This is a genomic window from Pyrinomonas methylaliphatogenes (assembly GCF_000820845.2).
GTDB classification, from domain to species: domain Bacteria; phylum Acidobacteriota; class Blastocatellia; order Pyrinomonadales; family Pyrinomonadaceae; genus Pyrinomonas; species Pyrinomonas methylaliphatogenes.
In genome coordinates, this window is sequence record NZ_CBXV010000001.1 from 367,281 (window position 1) to 388,000 (window position 20,720).

The following is a 20,720-nucleotide window of genomic DNA, read 5'->3' on the forward strand; positions in this document are numbered from 1 at the left end:
TCGACGTTTCATTTGCGTCCGCTGGCGAAACTGTAGCGCAAGCCTACGCGGAACGTGCGTCCCTGCTCTGGACGATAGATAGGCAGTGGATTGCCTTGCGCATCTAACCGACCTGTATTCGGATCGCGGCTGTCGTTGAGATTATCGATGGCACCGAATACCTCAAGCGTGCCGCGTTCTGTGTTGAACAATCGCTTCGCTCCATAAACGTCCCAAAGCGCAAATCCCGGAGCGATCGTGTCGCGAACGATGCTCCCTGCAGTCGAGCGCGCCGCAATCCATGAGCTGTAGAACGTGCCGCGTAAATTCAGACGTAGACCTCGACGCGGCGCTTCCCATGCGATCCTGACGAACCCTTGGTGGCGATGGCGACCGGTGAGAGGTAAATGAGCCGTCTCATCGCGCGCGTCTAAGTAAGTGTAGGCCCCACCGACGGCAAATCCGCGCGGCAAGATGATCTCCGTATCTAGCTCCACACCTTGCGTCCTCGCATCGCGCACGTTCTTGTAGAAGAAGAGAAGGCGATTGAGCACGGGATCGAAAGATGGATCGATGCCTTCGCGGGCCATTATGGCTGCAAGCTGAGCGCGGGTTGCGATGAACCCGAGATTGACGGCTTCGATCAGGTTGGCGACATCGTTGCGAAAGAGATTCAAGCCGAAGCGAAAGCTCCCGCGCCGCGTCGCGTATTCGCTGCCCAGTTGATATGAGTTGGCGTGTTCGGGTTCAAGGTGCGGGTTGCCGATCACCTGATAAAAGCTCGTCGGATTGAGAAAGCGATAGTAGAGCTGACCGAGATCCGGAGCGCGAAAGCCGCGTCCGTAAGAAGCGCGCAAACGCAGATTCTCATTGATGCGCAGATTGGCGCCAGCTTTCGGACTGAAAGCTGCGCCGAAGATCGAGTGATCGTCGTATCGCGCGCCCAAGATCAGTGTTAAACGGTTCAAGCTGATGCGGTCCTGCGCCCACAAAGTACGCATGTCGGCGCGCTCTCCGCTCGCGTCGCGAAGACGATTGATGCCGCGATAGCGATCGGTCAGCCATTCGCCGCCCGCTTGCAGCAGTTGTCTTTCGCCGATGATGCGCGTGATAGTTGCATCAGCTTTGCCGAACCGCTCGAAAAGGTTGCCGTCGGGCAAGGCGGTGTTGAGCGGTGGCGCCAGCCTTCCGCGCGAGATCTCATCGAAACGCGCGAAATAGCCGCGTGCCTGCACGGTCGTGCGCGCGTTCATCTGCCACTCTGCATTGAGACCGTAATTCTGCGATTCTTCGTCGGTCCAATTGATCTGATCTCCCTGCTCACCGAGAGCGCGCCCTTGCGATCGGTTCCAATAGCCGTTGGCAAATGTGGTCAAAAAGAGCGTTCGTGTCGCTTGAAAGCGCAATCTACCGTAAGCGTCGTAGCGATGAAATCCCGCTCCGGTCGTGTCGAAGGTCGTCGGCGTAAGATCGAAGCCATTATTCTTGTGACGCTCGAAATCGAAGTAGCCGCTTATCCGATCGCGCGCGAAGCCGAGCTCGCCGCGCCCATCGAAGACGCCGAAACTGCCGCCCGAAGAGGTGAACGAGAACTCGATGGGGGAAGAAGGCTCGCGCGTGATGAGATTGATGACGCCGCCGATCGCATCCGAGCCATAGAGCGAAGAGGCAGCTCCTTTGACGACTTCGATGCGCTCGAGCTTGCCTGTGGATTGGCGATCTAGGTTGATGATGCCGCTCTTGATGCCGCGCGCGCCGATAAGCGGCTGGCCGTCGAGCAGAACGAGCACTTGGCGCGAATCTATGCCTTGAATCTGTTCGCCCGCGGCGCCCGCCGTCTCCGATCCGCGGCGCGTCACAACGCCCGGCAGTTCGCGCAAGACTTCGGCGACCGTCTCATATCCTGTGTCGCGGATGCGCGCTCTCGTCAACACTTCAACGCGCGCGTTCAACGATTCGCGCAACTCCTCTTGGCGCGATCCGGAGACAACGATGGTCTGTTCGTGCAAGGGGGCCGGTTCTAGGGTCAACGCGATCTCCTGCGCGATCGTGTCGATCTCTTTTGAGAGCGGCGCGAAACCGGATGCCGTAACCGTCAGAAGATAGCGCCCCTCGCGCACGCCAGCGAAGACGAACGTTCCGTCGGCTCCGGTCGTCGTCGTGCGCTCTAATCCTGTAGTCAGATTTCGCAGCATGATGGGCGCATTCGGTACGACCGCGCCCAGCGTGTCCGTGACACGCCCGCGAAGGAAGCCGGTTTGAGCCTGCGCTGAGGCGGAGCAGACGGCGAGAAAGAGGATGATGATGACTTTTGGGCGTTCGAGCGGATAGGACATGAAGCTTCCTCACAGCGATCTTTGATTGAAAATGAAAACGACTTTCAATTTCAATTATAAATCTCTCCCCCTCGACTGTCAACCCCGCAATCCCCTATCTATCCGGCAAAAGGTCTCGGCGCGGAGGGGCGAAGATATCGATCAGGATCACCTCCTCATCCAGCATCGTCGCCCCGTGTCGGCTGTTCGGCGGAAAATAGAGCGCCTCGCCCGCGCTGGCCACAACCTCTTCTCCGTCGAGAAGAAAGAGCACGCGCCCGCGTTCGACCAAAGTGATCTGCTCATGCGGATGACTATGTTCCGGCGTGATGATTCGCGGCGCGAAGCGCAGGCGACAGAGCATCAGCTTCTCGCCGACGATCACTTGACGTTCGATCCCTTCCGCCACCTTTTCGATGGGGATCTCTCCCCAGTTTATACGCTTCGGAAGCTTCATGCTCGGCAACAGGATGGTTAGCCCTCGCGCTTTCGCGCACGGGCTCGAGAGAAGATCAGCGGGTCAACCTGAGCGTAAGACGCCAACGCATCGGTTTATGCCGCAGCAAGACTAGATCGCGCGCTTCGTAAATCAAGTGCAAGGGGATCGCCCCGCGCGCGCCGCGTCCGAGCGGCGTGTCGCCGGTGGCCCAGGCATAGATGCGCAATGGCCAATCGGCTAGCGCATTGAGCTCGAGAACCGCTTCGGTCGATGAGAAGCGGTCCCAGCGCTCATTGTTTTCTCCGAAGCGCAACTCATAACGTGGTGCCGTCAGCGGTACGGCGCATCTCCACTGACGGATGACGATCTCTTCGTCGGCCATGAGCGTCTCTTCGCGCACGATGGTATCGCCGTCCAGATGCCACGTGACTTCGCTCGTGATGCGCGGCTCGCTCAGCTGTCCGGCGCGATTCCCAATCACGGCCCAACGCCGCCACACGACGCGCAAACTGCGTCCATCCGCCGAAGGTTCTATCGTATCGGCCCCGTCGGCGGCGACGATCGTTCGGCCGTCAGCTAATTCGAGAAATGGGACGAGCGCCGGATAGATCTGTTCGACGGGAGCGGCGACGCCCGGCAATCCATGCGGGGCCGGCAGGTAATCGGCGATTCCGGGTTTGGTGCCGGTCGTGATGGGGAGCGCGAAATGGAGCGCCCCCTGGCGGACAACCCAAACGCCTGCTGCTCTCGGAGCCCGGCGGAAGAATTCGAAGCGCGCGACTGGGGAGCGCGCTATTTCAGACGGGAACTGTGAGATCCCTTCGCGGTCGAGCGCTTCGAGCAGAAGGCGTTGAGCGAGGGCCGTTTTCCCAAAAAAGCTCGCCGTCTGCTGCCACTCGCGATCGCGCGTGATGTACGAATAGTTGCCGCGCCCGAAGGCGAAGATCGAAAGCATGTGCTTCTGATCATCGTAATCGCGCCGCAGCCACCGCCAAGCCCTGTAATAGGCGCTGGCCAATTGTTCGAGCGGCGCCGGGCGGAATTCCGGATGCTGGGCCAGGAACGCGACGATCTCTAGCGTGTCGAGGTAGCTGACGACCCCTAGGCTGCGCCCCCAATTGTAACCGTAGCCATCCGGCGCGATCAGATCCCACCACAGCCTCATCTGCGCGCGAAGCGATGGCCGTAAGGCTTCGAGGATGTCTTTGCGGTCGGCCATCTCTGCCGCTTCCCAGACGTATCGAGCGTACTCGTTCGAGTATCGATCGTAGCGACCGGTCGGCGGCGCATCGTCGGCATATAGCGCGCCGTTTAAGAAAGGGCGCGCTGCGCGCGTAAGCACGTTGTCGAGTAAGGCGCGGTCTTTGAGCAATCCGAGTTGGTAGCTGGTGCTCGCGATGCGGGCCGCGACTCCCAGATAGTTCTCCGGCAGATTGATGACGCGTTGTGACTTCGGATCATAGAACGACGATACGTCGAGGAGCTTGCGCCACGCGGCGCGTTCTTTATCGCTCAGGTTGAGCCAGACCGGATTGCTGTTCAAGTCGCGTCCGAAATGGCGCAGTGCCAAGACGGCATAGAGCTGGGAGAAGCGCGTGCCGCCGAGCCGGTGCTCTAAAAGGCCGATCTGCCCGACCTCTTTCGCTAGATCGCGCCCCGCGAGCGTGCGCTGACCCGTCAGTTCGGCGTAAGCGGCGAGCGCGCGCATGAACGTCCCCCATGTATATTCGCCCGTCGCTCCTGCGCCGAGGACGGCGCGCGGCGGCGGATCGAGCGATTGGATGGCGCTTAAGTGGATGGTCAGTTCGGCGCCGAGGAAGTCGGCGATCTCGCTGCGCAGTTCGTCCCGCGTGATGATCGCGGCGCGTCTCCCGGCGATGACCGGAGTTAGCGCCGATGAGAGGCAGATGATGAATCCCAACTTGGCTAGCGGTTTCATGTGACAGATGCTCCCCATCGATTCTCTGCGCGGATCAGAGCGCTCGGCTCAAAAAGTCAGCTTCATGCCAAACTGGATGTTGCGCGCCGGACCGGCTGCGGTCAGTTGTCCGAACGCCGAGCTGTTCAAGTTGGTTTCGACATCGCGAAAGTTCGCTCGATTGAACGCATTGAAGATATCGGCTTGCAGTTGCAATCTGAACCTTTCGTTCAGCGCGACGCGTTTACGAATCGAGAAATCCCATGTCTGCCAGCCGGGACCTAATACGGTGCCAACGCCGCAGGTCCCGCGACGCGTATCCGGCGCGGGAGCGAAGGCGGCTCGATTGATCCAGTTCGCCGGGCCGCGTTCGCCGTCTGGAACCAATGCTGGGCCACCGAGACAGTCGGCGCGGCGATTGCCGATGGACGTGTTGCCGGTCACCGTGAAGTATTGGCCCGATTGCAGGCGCGTGATTCCGCTTATCTCGTATCCGTTGAAGAGCGCTTTAAGCAATGTCGGGGCCTGAGCGAAGCCCTTGATCTTGTAAGTGTAGGTCGCAACGAAGATGTGACGGCGATCGAAAGTGGCTGGACCATAGTTGAACCGGCGATTGAATGGGTCTTCTGGATTATCGTTAAAACCGCTCGCGTCAGTCAACACTTTGGACCAGGTATAGCTGAGAGTTATCAGCAAGCCACCCTTACGCTTAGCGGCATAGAGTTGCATCGCGTGATAATTAGAAGTGGCGTCGCTTAAGCGCATGCGTATCGCCGAGTATCCCTTATACGGGCGCAGAGCGTTGATCGACGCGCGTTGGTTCGACGGGAGGGCGGCATTAGAAGCCAACGTTTCGAAGCTCGGCTGGTTGATATCCGGTTGCCTAATCAAGTGGCGCCCGAGATTTCCGACATAGGCGGCTTCGGCGAAGAAGCCATACGGCAGCTCGCGTTGTACGCTCAGGCTGTAGTTCATCGTATACGGGGTGGCGAGGTTAGGATCTACGGCGAAAATATCTGCGAAGGGGGCAGCGGCGGTCGTGCCTCCCGTTATGTTACTGAGATTGCCGTTCTCGTATTGCGCGCTCTTAACGAACGGCGGATTGTTGAGCGATGGGAAGATGAGGTTCCCTTCAATCCGGTCATAATAGATGCCGAAACCGCCGCGGATGGCCGTTCTGTTATCGGCAAAGGGGGCGTAGGAGAAGCTCGCGCGCGGCATGAAGTAGTGATGCCCTTTGTAGAGTCCGCGCGGCGCTCCCGCCGGCACAGCTTGAACCTCGGGACTGGTTGCGTTGGGGACGCGCCCCAGTTCGCTTGATGGCACGCCATCGCCTGCGCGGACCAGTCCGTTATATCGATTGCCGCCGCGCGAAAGGTCGATCGTGCCATTGGCCAACACCGTCACCGCTTGACTTGGATCGTAGCGCGTGGGATCGAAGTTGGTCAGATTGTTGGCTTGAGTGTAAATCGGTGTGCCGAATTGATAACGCAGGCCGAACTCGGTGCTGAAGCGTCGGTGGACGCGCCAATTGTCAGTGACAAAGGATTCGATCTGGGTAAAACGGAAGAAACCGACCGGGTCGGCGCTCGCTTCGCTATACGTGCGGAAATTCCCCAGCAGCGCATCGGCAAGCGCATTGCCTGTGGTTCTGGGGTTGCCGCTTGTGCTAAAGCTCACCTGCCCGGCGTATGTCGTGCGCCCGTTCTGATCGATCCGATTGCGAATGATGACGAGTCCGGTCTTCACGGTATGGTTGCCGTGCACCCAAGTCAGCGTATCGCTGAAGGTGATATCGGTTGTCGGCGAAACCAGAGAGCGGGCCGCACCATTGAAACTCGCAAATCCGGTGATGCTCGTGTCGGGGATGGAGTTCTCGTATGGCCCTCCGCCGGTGAAGAGTTGTTGAAAAGTGAAGCCGTAGGTTTCGCGCTTCCAGTATTCGCTGGCTGGTGGGATGCGCTGCGAAACCCAGGCGCCGGTCGCTTTCCCTTCGTTGATGAGCGTCGGTCTTATGATCCAAGTGTGTGAGACCTGTAACGAGGTGCCAGGGCGTAAACGATGGCTCGGGATCGTCGGCAGTTGTGAGTTGATGAACGTGCCGAAAGGATCGATCAGATCGTTGTTGTCGTGTATGTAGCGTCCATAGATGCTGTGTCGTTCGTTGAATCGATAGTCGAGCCGGAGAATGTCTTCGCGAAAATCAAGCGGATTGGGTTGCTGAAAGGTGATATTGTTCCCAACCGGTGCGTCTATATAGCTTGTGGCTAAGCCGATCATGGTACGGTAAACGCTAGCTATGGCGCGCCCGTCAGCGGTAATGCGGCTAGCTGGAATGATGTTGCCGGGAAAGCACGCGGTACGGACTGGCTGCCCGTTGACAAGCCCGCAACTGCCGCTTTTGCTCGGATCCCTCAGGAAACCATCATCGGCTGTTCCGACGATACCATCCGGTCCGCGTAGACGGTATGAGAAGTCGCCATTCAGCTCGGCTAACGTCGGAACTGTGCGCACTACCGGATTGGAGAGGCGTCTGATCTTCTTCCACTCTTGCCCGCCGAAGAAGAAGAACCTGTTCTTGACAATTGGCCCTCCTAAACTGTAGCCGAAATCGTTGTAACGGAGCGGCGGGCGAATCGGGGCAAAGAAGTTGCGTGCGTCAAGCTTGTCGTTGCGCAAGAACTCAAAGGCGCTGCCGTGGAACTCGTTGGTCCCGGATTTAGTTACGACGTTGATCTGAGCGCCAGCGTTGCGCCCATATTCGGCCGAAAAATTGGCCGTTTGGATCTTTACCTCCTGGATGAAATCGATCCCCACGTTATTGATCTGACTGGCGTTGCTGCCAGATTGCAGGTTGAAGCCTCCGTCTACGGTCAGGTTGTTCATCTGACCGCGATTGCCATTGATCGATTGTTGATTGGTGGCGAGGCTGGTGCTCAGCTCTAGCTGGTCGTCGGTGATCAAGGCGACGCCGGGGATCAGGGAGAGCAGCTGAATGTAATTGCGTCCATTGAGCGCTAGGTTCTGGACTTGTTGACTGTCGATGACGCGCGCCACTTCGCCCGAAGCCATATTGACGGTCTCGCCGGTGGCGGCGCTGACTTCGACTGTTTCGGAAAGATCTCCGGGTTCGAGCGTTAAATCGACGGTCAAACGCGCATCGGCGGTCAGAACGTTATCCGACTGGGCTGCCCTTTTGAACCCTCGCTGTTCGGCTGTTACGAGGTAGGTCCCTATGGGCAGGTTAGTTACGGTGTAAAAACCATCCTCGTCGGTCGTCGTCGTGCGCTTGAGATTGGTTGCCACGTTGATCACGGTGATGGTGGCTCCGGGGATCACCGCTCCCGAAGAGTCTCGCACTGTGCCGGAGATGCGTCCCACGCTGGTCATCTGAGCGTTTGGAGCAGGGCTGAGCGCGAGGAGGAGAAGGCCGATGGTCAGAAGGCGTGCGGTTCGCATATGGTCTCTCCATTTTGAGTTGTAATTGAACAAAATATCCGAAATATTGCGAAAAATCTCCCCCGAAACGGCCTTTGCGACCCGATTGTAAAGATAATTTGGGTCATAGCTGAACAAATGTGGCGTGAAGTTTACTACCTCGCCGACCTCTTGTCAATGGGTTCGTGCGGAGAGGATAGAAAATCCGAGACGGGTCGTAGGACATTTGTCCATGAGTCGCAGAGCGGTGGCTTGAGAACTTTCACCGTTGCGTAAATTCGGCGAAGGTCGCGGCGCGTTTGACGGCGGCGACGATCTTCGTATAGCCCGTGCAGCGGCAGAGGTTGTTCGAGATCGCTTGTCTTATTTCGGCTTCGGTCGGGTGAGGATTGCGTTGCAATAGGGCGTAGCTGCTCATGATCATCCCGGGCGTGCAGAAGCCGCATTGCATCCCGCCTTCGTGCCAGAACGCCTCTTGCACGCGATCGAGGCGCCCTTCGCGCGCGAGCCCTTCGATGGTCGTCACCTCGCATCCGTCGCATTGTGCGGCGAGTTTGATGCAGGCTAGAACCGGTCGCCCATCGACCAGCACGGTGCACGCGCCGCAATCTCCGTCATCGCACCCTTGTTTGGTCCCAGTGAGATTGAGGTCTTCGCGCAGAAGATTGAGCAAGGTTCTATTAGGCGCGACGGCGAGAGTGCGCTCCTCGCCGTTGACCTTGATCGTGATCAATTCGCATCTCATGGCCTCTCTCTCCTTCTCATCCTTGGGGACGAAATGTCAGGTCTGCGTCCGTAAGGGGCGAGGAGGCCGTGTCGCGATCACAGCCCCCTTGCGCTCCCTCGTATCTCTAGGCCAGCGCGCTCGCGTTGGCGCGCTGGATGAAGCACGACGTTATCGATCAGGCGAGTGTTGCCGACGTAGGCGGCTAAGGAGAGGAGCGCTGTGCGATCATCGAGCTTTTCGAGCTTTTCTAGCGTTTCAGCGTCGTTCAGGCTGACGTAATCGAGTCGCACGAGCGGTTCCGTGGCTATCTCCTCGCGTACCAATTCGAGCAGCTTGCGAGCGGAGCGCTCGCCGTTCAAGTAAGCTGCTTCGGCCCGCGCGAGGGCACGGTAGAGCACGCTGGCGGCGCGCCGCTCTTCCTCATTGAGATAAGCGTTGCGCGATGACATGGCGAGTCCCGAAGCTTCTCGCACCGTCGGCAGGACGACGATCTCCGTGTCGAAGGCTAGATCGCGCACCAAGCGTTTGACGACGACCGTCTGCTGCGCATCCTTCTGCCCAAAGAAGGCGAAATCGGGGCGCACGATATTAAATAGGATCGTCAGCACGGTCGCGACGCCGCGAAAGTGACCGGGCCGCGAGGCGCCCTCGAGTTGATCGGAGAGGCCTTCGACCGTGACATAGGTCGCGAAGCCTTTAGGATAGATCTCTTCGACCGAGGGGGCGAAGATATAGTCTACGTTGTAGCCAGCGAGCAGCGAAGTATCTTGAGTGAGATTGCGCGGGTAGCGTTCGTAATCCTCATTTGGCCCGAATTGCGTTGGGTTGACGAAGATCGAGACGACCACTACATCGCACATGCGGCGCGCTTCTCGCACGAGGCTCAGATGTCCTTCGTGAAGCGCGCCCATCGTCGGAACCAGGCCGATCGTTTTGGCATCTTCGCGGCGCAGCTTGCGCGCCACCATGCTCATGCGTTGACGACGGGTGATGATCTCCATAGTGGAACTTCAGATCGTCCGCTGCTCACGATCTTCAATCCTTTCTTCATTGAGCAGCAGTTCGAGTTCGGCGGCGGTCTCCGGCGAGACGGCATAAGATTCGTCCTCCGCCGGGTAGGAGCCTGAGCGCACATCTTCGGCGAAGCGGGAGATGGCTTCGGTCATGATCTGACGCATGTTGGCGTACTGTCGCACGAAGCGCGGTTTCCGGTTCTCGGTGAAAGAGAGCCCGATGAGGTCATGGATGACGAGCACTTGGATGTCGCAGTGTGGACCGGCGCCGATCCCGATCGTTGGGATCTTGACCGCCTCCGTGATGATGCGCGCGACCTCGCGCGGCACAAGCTCAAGCACGATTGAGAAGACGCCTGCCGCTTCGAGCGCCCGCGCGTCTTCGATGAGCGCCCGCGCGGCTTCTAAGGTTTTGCCTTGGAGACGAAAACCGCCGAGCTGGTTGACCGATTGTGGCGTCAATCCGATGTGCCCCATGACGGGGATCTCTTCGGCGATCAAACGCTCGATGAGCTGAAGACGTTTCCTCCCGCCCTCAAGTTTGACGGCCTCCGCTCCGCCTTCCTTGATCAACCGCAGCGCGGCGCGCACGGCATCATCCGCGCCCGTGTGATATGAGCCGTATGGCATGTCGGCGACGAGCAGGGCGCGCGTGACGCCGCGTCGCACGGCGCGCGTCGCGCTCACCATCTCATCGAGCGTCACGGGGATCGTGTTCTCGTATCCGAGCACGACGTTGCCGAGCGAATCTCCGACTAGGACGATCTCGACACCGGCCTCATCGATGATGCGTGCGGTCGGATAATCGTAAGCCGTCAGGCAAACCAGTTTCTCACCGCGTTCTTTGCTTGCGCGCAAGGATGGGACGGTGACCTTCTCCGGACGCTGCTGTTTGAAATAGGCCATAATTCGCTCGTTTCAAATCGAGATTATAGGCGAGCGCGCACGCTATAAGCAACTGTGACCGAAAGTTCGGGGGGCTTGAAGTGGTGCTCGCGTCATGGCTGGCGATCTCTCGCTGGCCGCCACAGTCTTACAGCCGATTCGTCGTTGACTTCGGCGAGGAGTTGGCGAACGGTTTTACCAAACGATGGATGGATTGTCAGCGGCGCTATTTCGGCCAGCGGCGTGAGGACGAAGCGGCGCAGGTGAAGGCGTGGATGCGGAAGGATTAAAAGCTCGGTCCGCAGTTGCAGATCGGCGTAGAGCAACAGGTCGAGATCGATCGTGCGCGGGCCGCGTGCCACTTGGCGGTGGCGCCCGAGTTCCCGCTCGATATGTAAGAGCGCGCGGAGCATCGCTTCGGGGGGGGGAAGCGCGCCTTCAAGCTCCGCCACCATGTTGAGGAATCTCGGTTGTTCGCGAAGATCGACCGGTTCGGTTTCGTAGACGGACGAGAGGCGTTTGATCGGAAGCCCGGCCCGCATCATGCCGTGGATGGCGAGCAACAGATAGCCTGCGCGGTCGCCGACGTTCGATCCGAGACCGACATAAGCCCGCGTGATCGAGTTTTGATCGCCTCCCTCCACCGTCTCGCGCCCTTCGTCATCTGACAGAGTAACATAAGTGTGGGCGGAAGTTCGATTCGCTTTGGGCGGTTGCGGCGGCGCATTCTGTGGTATACTTTTTCGAGCGCAGAGCGGAAACTATCCGTGGCGCGGGTTGAAATCCAACGCCGAGCTCTGAGGCGTTTACTCCAGCGATGGCGCGTCGCGTGCCATCCGGGCGGGTTTGACGACTCGAAGAGCCCCGTCCAGACACAAATGGCTCGACGAAAGTTTCGCAACAATCAGCGTCGCGAACCGACGACTGAAAGGTCTTTGCACGAGTATCTGATCTCCGCTCCCGTGCCGCAGACATCTCGCTCCGAGTTGATGCGTTTGGTGCGTGGGGGCGAGGACACTTTTCTTGAACTCAAGGTCAAACTCTCCAATCCCGAAAAGGTCGCCCAAGAGATCGTGGCGCTCGCCAATGCGGGCGGTGGGACGATCGTCTTCGGCATCTCCGACCAGATGCGCATCGAGGGCGTAGACGATGCTGAGGAGGTCCAGCGCGAGCTTGTGCACATCTGTCGCGAGCAGATCATCCCCCCGCTCTTCCCGTACATCGATTGCATCTCTTTCGATAGCGGGCGGCGCATCGTCGCGCTCGAGGTGCGAGGCAAAAGGAGGCCCTATCGAACGCGCGATGGTCGTTTCTTCGTCCGTTTCGGCGCCGAAAAGCGCGAAGCCTCGCCCGAAGATATCACCGCGCTACTTGATGAGGGGCGTCCGTTCAGCTACGAAACGATGCCTGTCATCGGCGCGCGCATCGAAGACATCGACGAGGCGCATCTGTGGAGCTTCATGCGCGAGTTTGCCGAGGACGCTTCTAACGGTGCGCACTTCGGCGATTACCCGACTGCCGAAGTGCTGGAGCATGATCTCCTGCTGGCGACGGATAGCGAGGGCGCGCTCGCGCCGACGGTAGCCGGGATGTTGCTCTTCGGTAAGAGCGAGCGAGTGGCGGAACTGCTGCCGCGCGCTTGCGTGGTAGCGGTACGTTTTGCGGGCGATACGGCGCAGTCGCCGATCGTCGAACGCGCGCAGTTGGTGGGCAATCTCTACACGCTCTATGAGTCGGCGCTGCGTTTCGTCAGGCGATATTGCGATCTGCTCGACGAGCGTCCGCGCGATCTCGTTTCGAGCGAATCGCCGGTGATCGGGCGCGCCGCGTATCATCGCGGGGCGGTGAGCGAAGCGATCGCCAATGCGCTCGTTCACAGAGATCTCTCCGTGCGTGACGCGGCGACGCGCATCCACATCTTCGATCGCTCGATCGAGGTGAGCAATCCGCGCCGGACGGCTGGATTCATGCCTTTCGCCCAACGTGCGATCCGCTACGGAGTGCCGCAGCGCTTGAATCCGCAGATCGCCGCGATCTTCTCCAATCCAGCCTATGGGCTCGATCTGCCGCGCGGCGGATTGCCGATGCTGCTTCGACAAGCGCGTTTGTTCTCCGGTCAGCGAGCGGAGATCCGTGCCCTCAACGATGAATTCCGCGTGCGACTGTGCGGCGTCGTGTGAAGATGGATCGCCTCTAAACCTTACGCCTTGAAATCATCTGGTCTTGAAGGGATCATTCGGGGGCGCTGCCTTCGGGCACTCTCCCCGCCGCGCGCGCGCTGCGCCCTTGCGTGGCGGTCAGCGCGCCCTGTGGTGGAGAGGAGAGCAAGGCGCGGTAGCTCTCCGGAAGGGTGCGAACGCGCCCTTCGCGATCCGTGACGACGTGACCCGTTTCGCCTTCGGCGATGATCTGCCCGTCGGATGCGCGCACGATCTCGTAGCCGAAGCGAAGGCTGCGCCGTCTGAGTTCGGTGATGTGCGTGCGAACGATTAGCTCATCGTCATAGTAAGCGGGTGCCTTATAGCGACAGTAGCTCTCTGCGACGACGAGGAAGGCATCATCATTCTCTTCCATCTCGCGATAGGAGAAACCTCGCGCTCGGCAATACTCTGTGCGCCCGATTTCAAACCAGACGAAGTAATTGGCATAATAGACGACGCCCATGCGATCCGTCTCGGCGTAACGAACGCGGATGGTCGTCTCATGCCATTGATTGAAAAGCGCATCGTCGATCGGTTCAGTCATCTCGAAGCAGCACCTCCAGCCGAAACGTGGTGGTGGTTTCATCCGATTGTGTGCGGACTATAAAGGCGAAAGGCTGAAGATGTCAATCATCCCTTGGGTAGAAAGTTGTCGCTCCAGCTTGCGGTAGCTTCCCAGAAGGAGAGGGGGCGCTTGACCCGATGAGCCTATCTTCGCGCAACATCCTGTTGCCCATCTTGTTTTTGATCTCTTCGCTCGGCGTCGCTTCGAACGTGCAGGTGGGCGATCGGTCGAGCCTCGCCGATGCCCTCCCATCGCTCAGCGAGCAGCTATTGCGCGAGACGAGCGAGATAAGGCAGTTGAAGATCTTGCGTCCGGTGCCGAGCAGCGTGCAGTCGCGGGCGGAGATAGAGCGGATGCTCGCTCATCATCTCGACGAGCAGGATCCGCCGCAGGTGAACCGCGCGACCAATCTCTTCCTGAAGAGGCTTGGCCTCGCGCCGCTGAACTTCGACCATCGCTCTTTTATGCTCAAACTTTTGACCGACCAGGTTGTCGGTTATTACGATCCGGAACAGCGACGCTTCTTCATCGCCGATTGGGTGGATATCGCTGGGCGAAAACCGGTGATCGTGCACGAACTGACACATTCGTTGCAGGATCAGCATTTCGATCTCAGGCGTTTCGAAAGATGGCCAAAAGATGAATCGGATGCGAAGTTGGCTGCACAGGCTCTGATCGAAGGCGACGCGACGTTGGTGATGACGTTCTATCTGTGGCGCAATCCGGGCCAGATCTTCGCTCTGCTGAAAACCTTCGGCAATGGCTTAGGAATGGAGGCGATCGGATCGGCGCCGCGGGCCATCGCTGAATCGCTCAAGTTCCCTTACATCGAAGGGAGCGCGTGGGTTCGCGAGCTTCATCGTCGCGGCGGATGGGAGTTGGTCTCGCGCGCCTATTCAGATCTACCTCGTTCGACGGAGCAGATCTTGCACCCGGAAAAATATTTCGCTCGCGAGCTGCCGGTTGAAGTGAAGATCGCCGATGTTTCGCCGCTTCTGGGCGGAGAGTGGAAGCGGATCGCTTCCGACGTGTGCGGCGAGTGGGGATTGGCTCTGATCCTCGGAGAGTTCTTACCCGAAGATTTGACGGCGCGTGCGGCCGCAGGTTGGGGAGGCGATCGTTACGCTCTTTACGAAGGGCCGAACGGTCAAACGGCGATCTTGATTATTACGGTCTGGGATGCTGAACCTGACGCGCGCGAGTTCTTCGATGCCTATTCGCAAAGGGTGATTAAACGTTATGCCGATAACGAAGAGGTCATCGAGCGTTTGACGGCGGACGGGGCGTATCGCCTGTGGCGGACCGGTGAAGGTTTGGTCTGGCTCGAGCGGCGCGCAACGAGCGTCATCATCTTCGAAGGCGCGCCGCGTGATCTTGATTGGCGTAGGTTGCCGGGGAGGCGATGGGCGAGTTTTCAGCCTCCTCGCGCGAATTGAAGCCTTGCTGAAGATCGCGCGATTGTGTTATAGCCTCTGGGCAAAAATCTCGTTGGCTCGTGGCGCTCTAAGAATCCATGCGACTCTCTGAAAAAGGATCATGCGGCGAATAGATCTGAGAAAAGCGCAAGCGGCCCGCGCGGCGACGATCCGCGGCATCAATCGGCAGATCGTGCTCAACTACATTCGCGATCGCGAGCCGATTTCGCGGGCCGAGATCGCTCGCGAAACCGCATTGCAGCGTTCGACCGTTTCGACCATCGTCGAGGAGCTCAAAGCCGAAGGGTTGATCGAGGAGATCGGGACCGGAAAATCGACCGGTGGCCGACGCCCGATGTTGCTGCGCTTGCGGGCCGCCGGAGCGATGGCGATCGGCGTCGATGTGACGCCTTCGCATACGACGATCGCGACTTGCGATTTGGCGGGGCGCATCATCGAGCGCGAGCAGTTCGCTTCGGTCAAAGACCCTAAAGAGTTCGTCAAAAAGATCAGCGCCATCGTGCGCCAGATGCACGCGCGTAATAGTTCGACGATCAGCGGGATCGGCATCAGCCTCCCCGGCCTGGTCGATCCGGATGCAGGGCGGGCCATCTACATCCCGCATTTCAATTGGCGCGATTGGCCCGTAGTGGTCGAGGTCTCGGCGGTCACCAGCCTTCCGGTGATCATCGACAATGATGCTAACGCGGCGGCGCTCGCCGAATTGTGGTTCGGTCGGCCAGAAGTGAGCAACGCGCGCGACTTCATCCTGGTCTTCGTCGGAGAGGGCGTTGGAACCGGAATCGTCTTCGATGGGCAGATCTATCGAGGCGAGCGCGGCGCGGCTGGAGAGTTCGGCCATATGATCATCGGGCAGCGCGGTTTGATCGCTTGCTCCTGTGGGAATTTCGATTGCTGGGAGGCTTTCGCTTCCGGACGGGCGGCGGTCGAAAGGTATCGGAGGGCTTCCGGCAAAGATGCGCCGTTCAGCTTCGATGAGGTGATCGAATTCGCGCTGCGTGGAGATCAAGCGGCGATCGCGGCGCTGACCGAAACGGCCCATTATTTGGGGATCGGCATCTCGAACCTGATCGTCGGTCTCAGCCCGGCGGTAGTCATCGTCGGCGGATCGATCGTGCGGGCTTGGCCGCTCATCGCCGAAGCCTTGGAAGAGCCGGTCAAAAGGAGCATTCGCCGCGGTCTCCCGTCGTCGCACATCATGCCCTCGACGCTCGGCGACCAACCGACTTTGATGGGCGCGCTCAGCCTCGTGCTCGCGCGCAAATTCGCCTTGACGACGGCCGCTTGAAATCGCTGGGGCGCGCTTTGCGAAAAAGGCGCGTAATTGAAGCGACCTGTGGCGGTCTCGGTGAGAGTTGACGCCAGCCGTCGCTTTAGCGACCTTCCGCTTGCCTAATAAAGGCTCTCGATTATCGGCTGCGGCGCGAGATCCACACTTCGAATGCGCGCGGCTCCTCGTTTAGCCTTTCTCCTTGATCCCCTTGCCTTGAACGATGGTGAGGATGCGATCGGCTTCGACGTTCTCGAAAGTCTCCACGCCACCGCCGGGCCAGTGAACTTCGATCTTATCCACTTTCGTCGCCGGACCCAGACCGAAATGCAGCCGCAGATCGTTCTGCGAAGCGTAATTCCCCCCGCTCACCACATCGCGGCGTTGCCGCATCTTGCCGACAGTCACGTAGACGACCGCGCCGATGGCATCGCGCGGCGATCTCTTCGCCGGATCGCCGACGAGTTTGAGCAGGAGCCAATGGTTCTTCGATTCATAGACGTTGCGCAAGATGACGGGCGGCCCATCGATCGTATTGATCACGGCATCTAAGCGCCCATCGTTATCGAGATCGCCGATCGCCATGCCGCGCGCCGACCAGGCCATCGCTAAGGCGCTTCCCGGGGCCGCGCCGACGCGCTCGAAACGGCCATTGCTTAGATTGCGGAAGAGCAACATCTGCTGCGCGTAGCTCGTGCCCCATTGGTACTGGTCCACCACGGGATAGACGTGGCCGTTGGCGATGAGGATGTCTTGCCAACAATCGTTGTCGTAGTCGATGAAGGCGGTGCCCCATCCGAGGAATGGGATGGTCGGTTCGCCATGACCGGCTTGGACCGTCACATCGGTGAAATTCCCCTCGCCATCGTTGTGATAAAGCGTGTTGGAATCGTCCGAAAAGTTCGTGATGTAGAAATCGACGCGCCCGTCGTTATCGTAATCGCCGATGGCCAATCCCATCCCCGCTTGTTCGCGCCCGTTCTCGTTCAAGGCGACGCCCGAAGGATAGCCGACCTCTTCGAACGTGCCGTCGCCTTTGTTGATATAGAGCTGTTTCGGCGTCGAATCGTTGACGACGATCAGATCGAGCAGGTCATCCTCGTTGACGTGGACGAAAGCTGAAGAGAAGCCGTAATACTTCTGCGGATCGTTCACTCCGGCTTTGAGGCTGACATCTTCGAACGTTCCATCTGGCTTCTGGTGGTAAAGCGTATCGCTTTCGCCCGGCAGCCCGCGCGGCCCGCACATGACCGGCACGCCGCGGAATTGGCAGAAGTTTTGCGAGATGCCGCCCGATTTGCCGGCTTCTGCTGGACTCGGGGGAAGGTTGTTGATATCGAATTCGACGTATCCGGGGACGAAAAGATCCAAGCGCCCATCGCCATCATAATCGCCCCAGGTCGCGCCCGTACTCCATCCTTTGCGCGCGACGCCGACCTGTTCGGCGACATCCGTGAAGGTGCCGTCGCCATTGTTGCGATAAAGCCGCGACACGCCGAAGTTACTCACATAGATGTCCAGATAACCATCGTTGTTGTAATCGCCGACGGCCACGCCCGTACCCCAACGTTCATTCGCCACGCCAGCCTTGTCCGTGACATCCTCGAAGCGCCAGTTGCCGAGGTTATGATAAAGAGCGGCGCGCGGCGGTTTCGCTTTGCCGCGCAGGGCATCGAAGGTCGAACCGTTAAGCAGATAGATATCCGGCAACCCATCGTTATCGTAGTCGAAGATGGCGACGCTGCCGCACGTGGTTTCGAGGATGTAGTCTTTAGCCGGAGTGCCGCAGACATTGCGAAATCGCGCGAGCGGCGTGCGCGCTGTCACATCTTCGAAGACGATCGGCGCTTTGGGATCGACGATGCCGATCGTGCGGCGCGACGTATAGGTGCGAGCAACGCCAGTCGCCACGCCGCCCATCTGCGGCGCAGCTTGACTTGAGGTCGACTGGGCACGCGCGATGGGCGGGATGGCGCTCAGGATGAGCGCCAGCGCACAGCAGGAGCTGAGGATCGCGCGAAGTCTCGATCGCCGATCTTTGCGCTTGCGCTGAAGCTTGGCGGAATTTTTGCCTCTCATCTTCAAACCTCAACGTTCCGTGATGGTGTAGTAGCGATTAGCGGTCAACCCCTCGATCTTCTCGGTGCGCCCGCTGGGCCAACGGATTTCGACGCTGCGAAGATCGTTGTCGCCGAGTCCGACGATGATGCGCGCATCGTTGGCCGATAGATAGCTCCCCGCCGTCGTCACTTCGTATGTCTGCTTGTTGCCCGCTGAATCGGTGACGATAAGGCGTGATCCGAGTGCATCGCGGTTCGACTTCGTGCCGATCAGGCGGAATCCTATCCAACGATTCTTCGTCCCTTCGTTTCGCAGAATAACCGGCGCCGCATCGAGATTCGCGATGACTATATCGATGTCGCCGTCGTTGTCAATATCGCCGAAAGCTGCGCCGCGGGCGGCCAGTCGGCGATTAAACGCTATCCCTGCGGTGGCCGAAACGTTAAAGAATTTGCCGCGCACGTTGCGCATCAGAAGCGGCGTCTGTTTGTAGGTCAGATAGCTCGAGGTCTTTTCGATCGTATCGAGCACGTGGCTTTGAGCGACGAAGAGATCGCGCCATCCGTCGTTGTCGAAATCGGCAAAGCGCGTTCCCCAGCCAGAATAGAGTATCGTGATCGGTCCGATGTTGGTCGTGTTCGTCACATACGTGAACGATAGATCTCCGATGTTGCGAAAGAGCGCGTATGTTTCGTTCGAAAGGGCGGTGACGAAGATGTCAATCAACCCGTCGTTATCGTAATCGGCTGCGTCCACGCCCATCCCGGCAAACGTCTTCCCATTCTCATCGTAGCTCGCGCCGGAGATCAACCCGATATCTTCGAAAGTGCCATCGCCGCGGTTATGAAAGAGAGATTGCGGGACGCTGTCGTTGGCGACGAAGATGTCAGGCCACCCATCGCCGTCGAAGTCGGCGATGGCGACGCCCAGACCTTTGCCAGCGGAAGCGGCGATCTGGCTCTTCGCGCTCACATCTTCAAACGTCCCATCCGGCCTCTGGTGAAAGAGAAGGTTGGAGATGGGTTTGAAATTGTCCGGGTGGCAGTACGCGCGGTAGCCGGGGCGCAGCTCGCCGCAATAGAGCGCGCCACGTTCGAAATCCCACTCCATGTAACGAGCGATGAACAGATCTAAACGTCCATCGCGGTCGTAATCGAGCCACGCCGCGCTCGTCGCCCACCCAGCGACGTTCAGGCCGACCTGTTTGGTCACGTCTGTGAAAGTTCCGTCCCCGTTGTTGTGGTAAAGGAAGGAGCGTTCGTAGCCGCTGACGAAAAGATCAGGGTGGCCATCGTTATCATAGTCTCCGACGGCGACGCCCATGCTATATCCATCGCCGCGGACTCCCGCCCGCTCGGTTACATCTTCGAACGTCCCATCCGGCTTTTGATGATACAACCGATTCCAATAACGCGGGTCGCGTTTGTCCGGCATGGCCCCTTTGGGCATCGGATCTTGAAGCGCCGCTCCGTTGGTGAAGAAGATGTCCAAACGTCCATCGTCGTCATAATCGAAGAGGGCCACGCCGCCGCCCATGGCTTCGAGCAGATATTTTTGCGAAGTCATCGAAGCCTGGTGTTTGAAATCGATCTTCGTTTGTGCCGTGATGTCTGTGAATGTGATCGGTGAAGGCGCTTGCGGCATCGCTCCCGGCGGTCGCTTGATGGGCTCGTTGGCCGCATAAGACCTTCCCGTGCGCGGCTGTTCGGTTTGCTGTGCGAGCGCAAAGGGGAAGAGCGCGCTGAGCGCTAGGAGGATCGAGCAGGCCGATGACTTTTTGGCAGATGAGAACCTCATCGCTCACAAAAAACAGTTGCGGGCGCGTGCGCAAAATAGTACAGTAAGCAAACAAAGAAGGCCAAGTCGCGCGAGACGGTTCGCTGATCAGATCCTTACAAGGGCGGACAGCGTCTCAGTTCGAAAAATTTTGGAGGCGACATGAAGACGAGAATGCTCAGTCAACTTTTGGCCCTCGGGCTGTTTCTCTCTTTGGTCTACGGAGCGCAAAATGGGCCCGTCATCTTAACGGGCGCTGATTTGGCGCGAGTCGTTCCGGCGGGTTTCTACTTCGAAGGGTTGAGCGCGCCGACGCAGATGCGCAACGCTGCCGCCGCGCGCTTCGGCCAAAAGCAGCATGTCATCGCAGGATTAGTTGATACCTCTGGATATTCGTCCGATGTGCGAGCTAAGTACGAAGGTTTTCTGATCACCGATCTGAACATTTCGATCAACGATCAGGAGCTTGGCGTCGGGGCTTACGGTTTCGGTTTCACCAACGATGGACGGTTCAACGTCATGGACATCAGCGGAAAGCAGATCCTCTCGACCGCCGCAGCGCAGGATAGCAACCTACGCCGTCCGCGCCCGCTGATGATGGTTCAAACGCCAGATGGAGTGCGGCTTTATAGCGGACGCAGCTACGTCACCATAAAGGCGCGCTAAGGCAAAACGAAGGCGGCACATCATCGCGTCC

At 59.0% G+C, this 20,720-nt stretch carries 15 protein-coding genes; 4 read left to right on the top strand and 11 right to left on the bottom strand.

Annotated elements, in window-relative coordinates; genetic code table 11:
• Positions 1-8: 8 nt before the first annotated feature.
• The 8 genes from PYK22_RS01450 to folK all read right to left on the bottom strand — a co-directional run bounded on the left by PYK22_RS01450 (position 9) and on the right by folK (position 11,358).
• Positions 9-2,315 carry a TonB-dependent receptor gene (locus tag PYK22_RS01450; protein WP_041973401.1) on the bottom strand — a complete coding sequence of 769 codons (2,307 nt, stop codon included), beginning with the start codon at positions 2,313-2,315 and terminating at the stop codon, positions 9-11.
• Between the two features lie 94 nt (positions 2,316-2,409).
• Complete coding sequence (locus tag PYK22_RS01455) at positions 2,410-2,751, bottom strand: cupin domain-containing protein (protein WP_041973404.1); 342 nt, start codon at positions 2,749-2,751, stop codon at positions 2,410-2,412.
• 55 nt (positions 2,752-2,806) lie between these two features.
• Complete coding sequence (locus PYK22_RS01460) at positions 2,807-4,672, bottom strand: hypothetical protein (RefSeq protein WP_041973407.1); 1,866 nt, start codon at positions 4,670-4,672, stop codon at positions 2,807-2,809.
• A gap of 48 nt (positions 4,673-4,720) precedes the next feature.
• A complete protein-coding gene (locus PYK22_RS01465; protein ID WP_041973409.1) occupies positions 4,721-8,110 on the bottom strand; it encodes a TonB-dependent receptor in 3,390 nt (1,129 codons plus the stop codon).
• A gap of 241 nt (positions 8,111-8,351) precedes the next feature.
• Positions 8,352-8,834 (bottom strand): (2Fe-2S)-binding protein, encoded by a 483-nt coding sequence (locus PYK22_RS01470; RefSeq protein ID WP_041973412.1) that lies wholly within the window; start codon positions 8,832-8,834, stop codon positions 8,352-8,354.
• Between the two features lie 77 nt (positions 8,835-8,911).
• Positions 8,912-9,817 carry a pantoate--beta-alanine ligase gene (gene panC / locus PYK22_RS01475; protein WP_083437499.1) on the bottom strand — a complete coding sequence of 302 codons (906 nt, stop codon included), beginning with the start codon at positions 9,815-9,817 and terminating at the stop codon, positions 8,912-8,914.
• 9 nt (positions 9,818-9,826) lie between these two features.
• The gene (panB, locus tag PYK22_RS01480) at positions 9,827-10,735 is read right to left on the bottom strand and encodes a 3-methyl-2-oxobutanoate hydroxymethyltransferase (RefSeq protein WP_041973415.1); all 909 of its coding nucleotides are present in this window, start codon (positions 10,733-10,735) and stop codon (positions 9,827-9,829) included.
• Between the two features lie 92 nt (positions 10,736-10,827).
• Positions 10,828-11,358, bottom strand: a complete 531-nt coding sequence (gene folK / locus PYK22_RS01485; protein WP_211197579.1) for a 2-amino-4-hydroxy-6-hydroxymethyldihydropteridine diphosphokinase — start codon at positions 11,356-11,358, stop codon at positions 10,828-10,830.
• Positions 11,359-11,592: 234 nt separating this feature from the next.
• Between folK and PYK22_RS01490 the strand changes: the two genes are divergently transcribed.
• Complete coding sequence (locus PYK22_RS01490) at positions 11,593-12,894, top strand: RNA-binding domain-containing protein (RefSeq protein WP_041973418.1); 1,302 nt, start codon at positions 11,593-11,595, stop codon at positions 12,892-12,894.
• A gap of 52 nt (positions 12,895-12,946) precedes the next feature.
• Here PYK22_RS01490 and PYK22_RS01495 read toward each other — a convergent pair whose 3' ends face one another.
• Complete coding sequence (locus tag PYK22_RS01495) at positions 12,947-13,459, bottom strand: acyl-CoA thioesterase (RefSeq protein WP_041973421.1); 513 nt, start codon at positions 13,457-13,459, stop codon at positions 12,947-12,949.
• A gap of 158 nt (positions 13,460-13,617) precedes the next feature.
• Between PYK22_RS01495 and PYK22_RS01500 the strand changes: the two genes are divergently transcribed.
• Positions 13,618-14,916: a hypothetical protein gene (locus tag PYK22_RS01500; protein WP_041973423.1), complete on the top strand. Its 1,299-nt coding sequence runs from the start codon at positions 13,618-13,620 to the stop codon at positions 14,914-14,916.
• A 100-nt stretch (positions 14,917-15,016) separates the two neighbouring features.
• The gene (locus PYK22_RS01505) at positions 15,017-16,204 is read left to right on the top strand and encodes an ROK family transcriptional regulator (protein ID WP_041973426.1); all 1,188 of its coding nucleotides are present in this window, start codon (positions 15,017-15,019) and stop codon (positions 16,202-16,204) included.
• A gap of 171 nt (positions 16,205-16,375) precedes the next feature.
• Here the strand turns inward: PYK22_RS01505 and PYK22_RS01510 are convergent, their stop codons facing one another.
• A complete protein-coding gene (locus tag PYK22_RS01510) occupies positions 16,376-18,265 on the bottom strand; it encodes a CRTAC1 family protein (RefSeq protein WP_083437500.1) in 1,890 nt (629 codons plus the stop codon).
• A gap of 9 nt (positions 18,266-18,274) precedes the next feature.
• Positions 18,275-20,044, bottom strand: a complete 1,770-nt coding sequence (locus PYK22_RS01515) for a CRTAC1 family protein (protein ID WP_211197580.1) — start codon at positions 20,042-20,044, stop codon at positions 18,275-18,277.
• 141 nt (positions 20,045-20,185) lie between these two features.
• Here PYK22_RS01515 and PYK22_RS01520 point away from each other — a divergent pair, with 141 nt between their 5' ends.
• Positions 20,186-20,689, top strand: a complete 504-nt coding sequence (locus PYK22_RS01520; RefSeq protein WP_041973427.1) for a hypothetical protein — start codon at positions 20,186-20,188, stop codon at positions 20,687-20,689.
• Positions 20,690-20,720 lie beyond the last annotated feature (31 nt).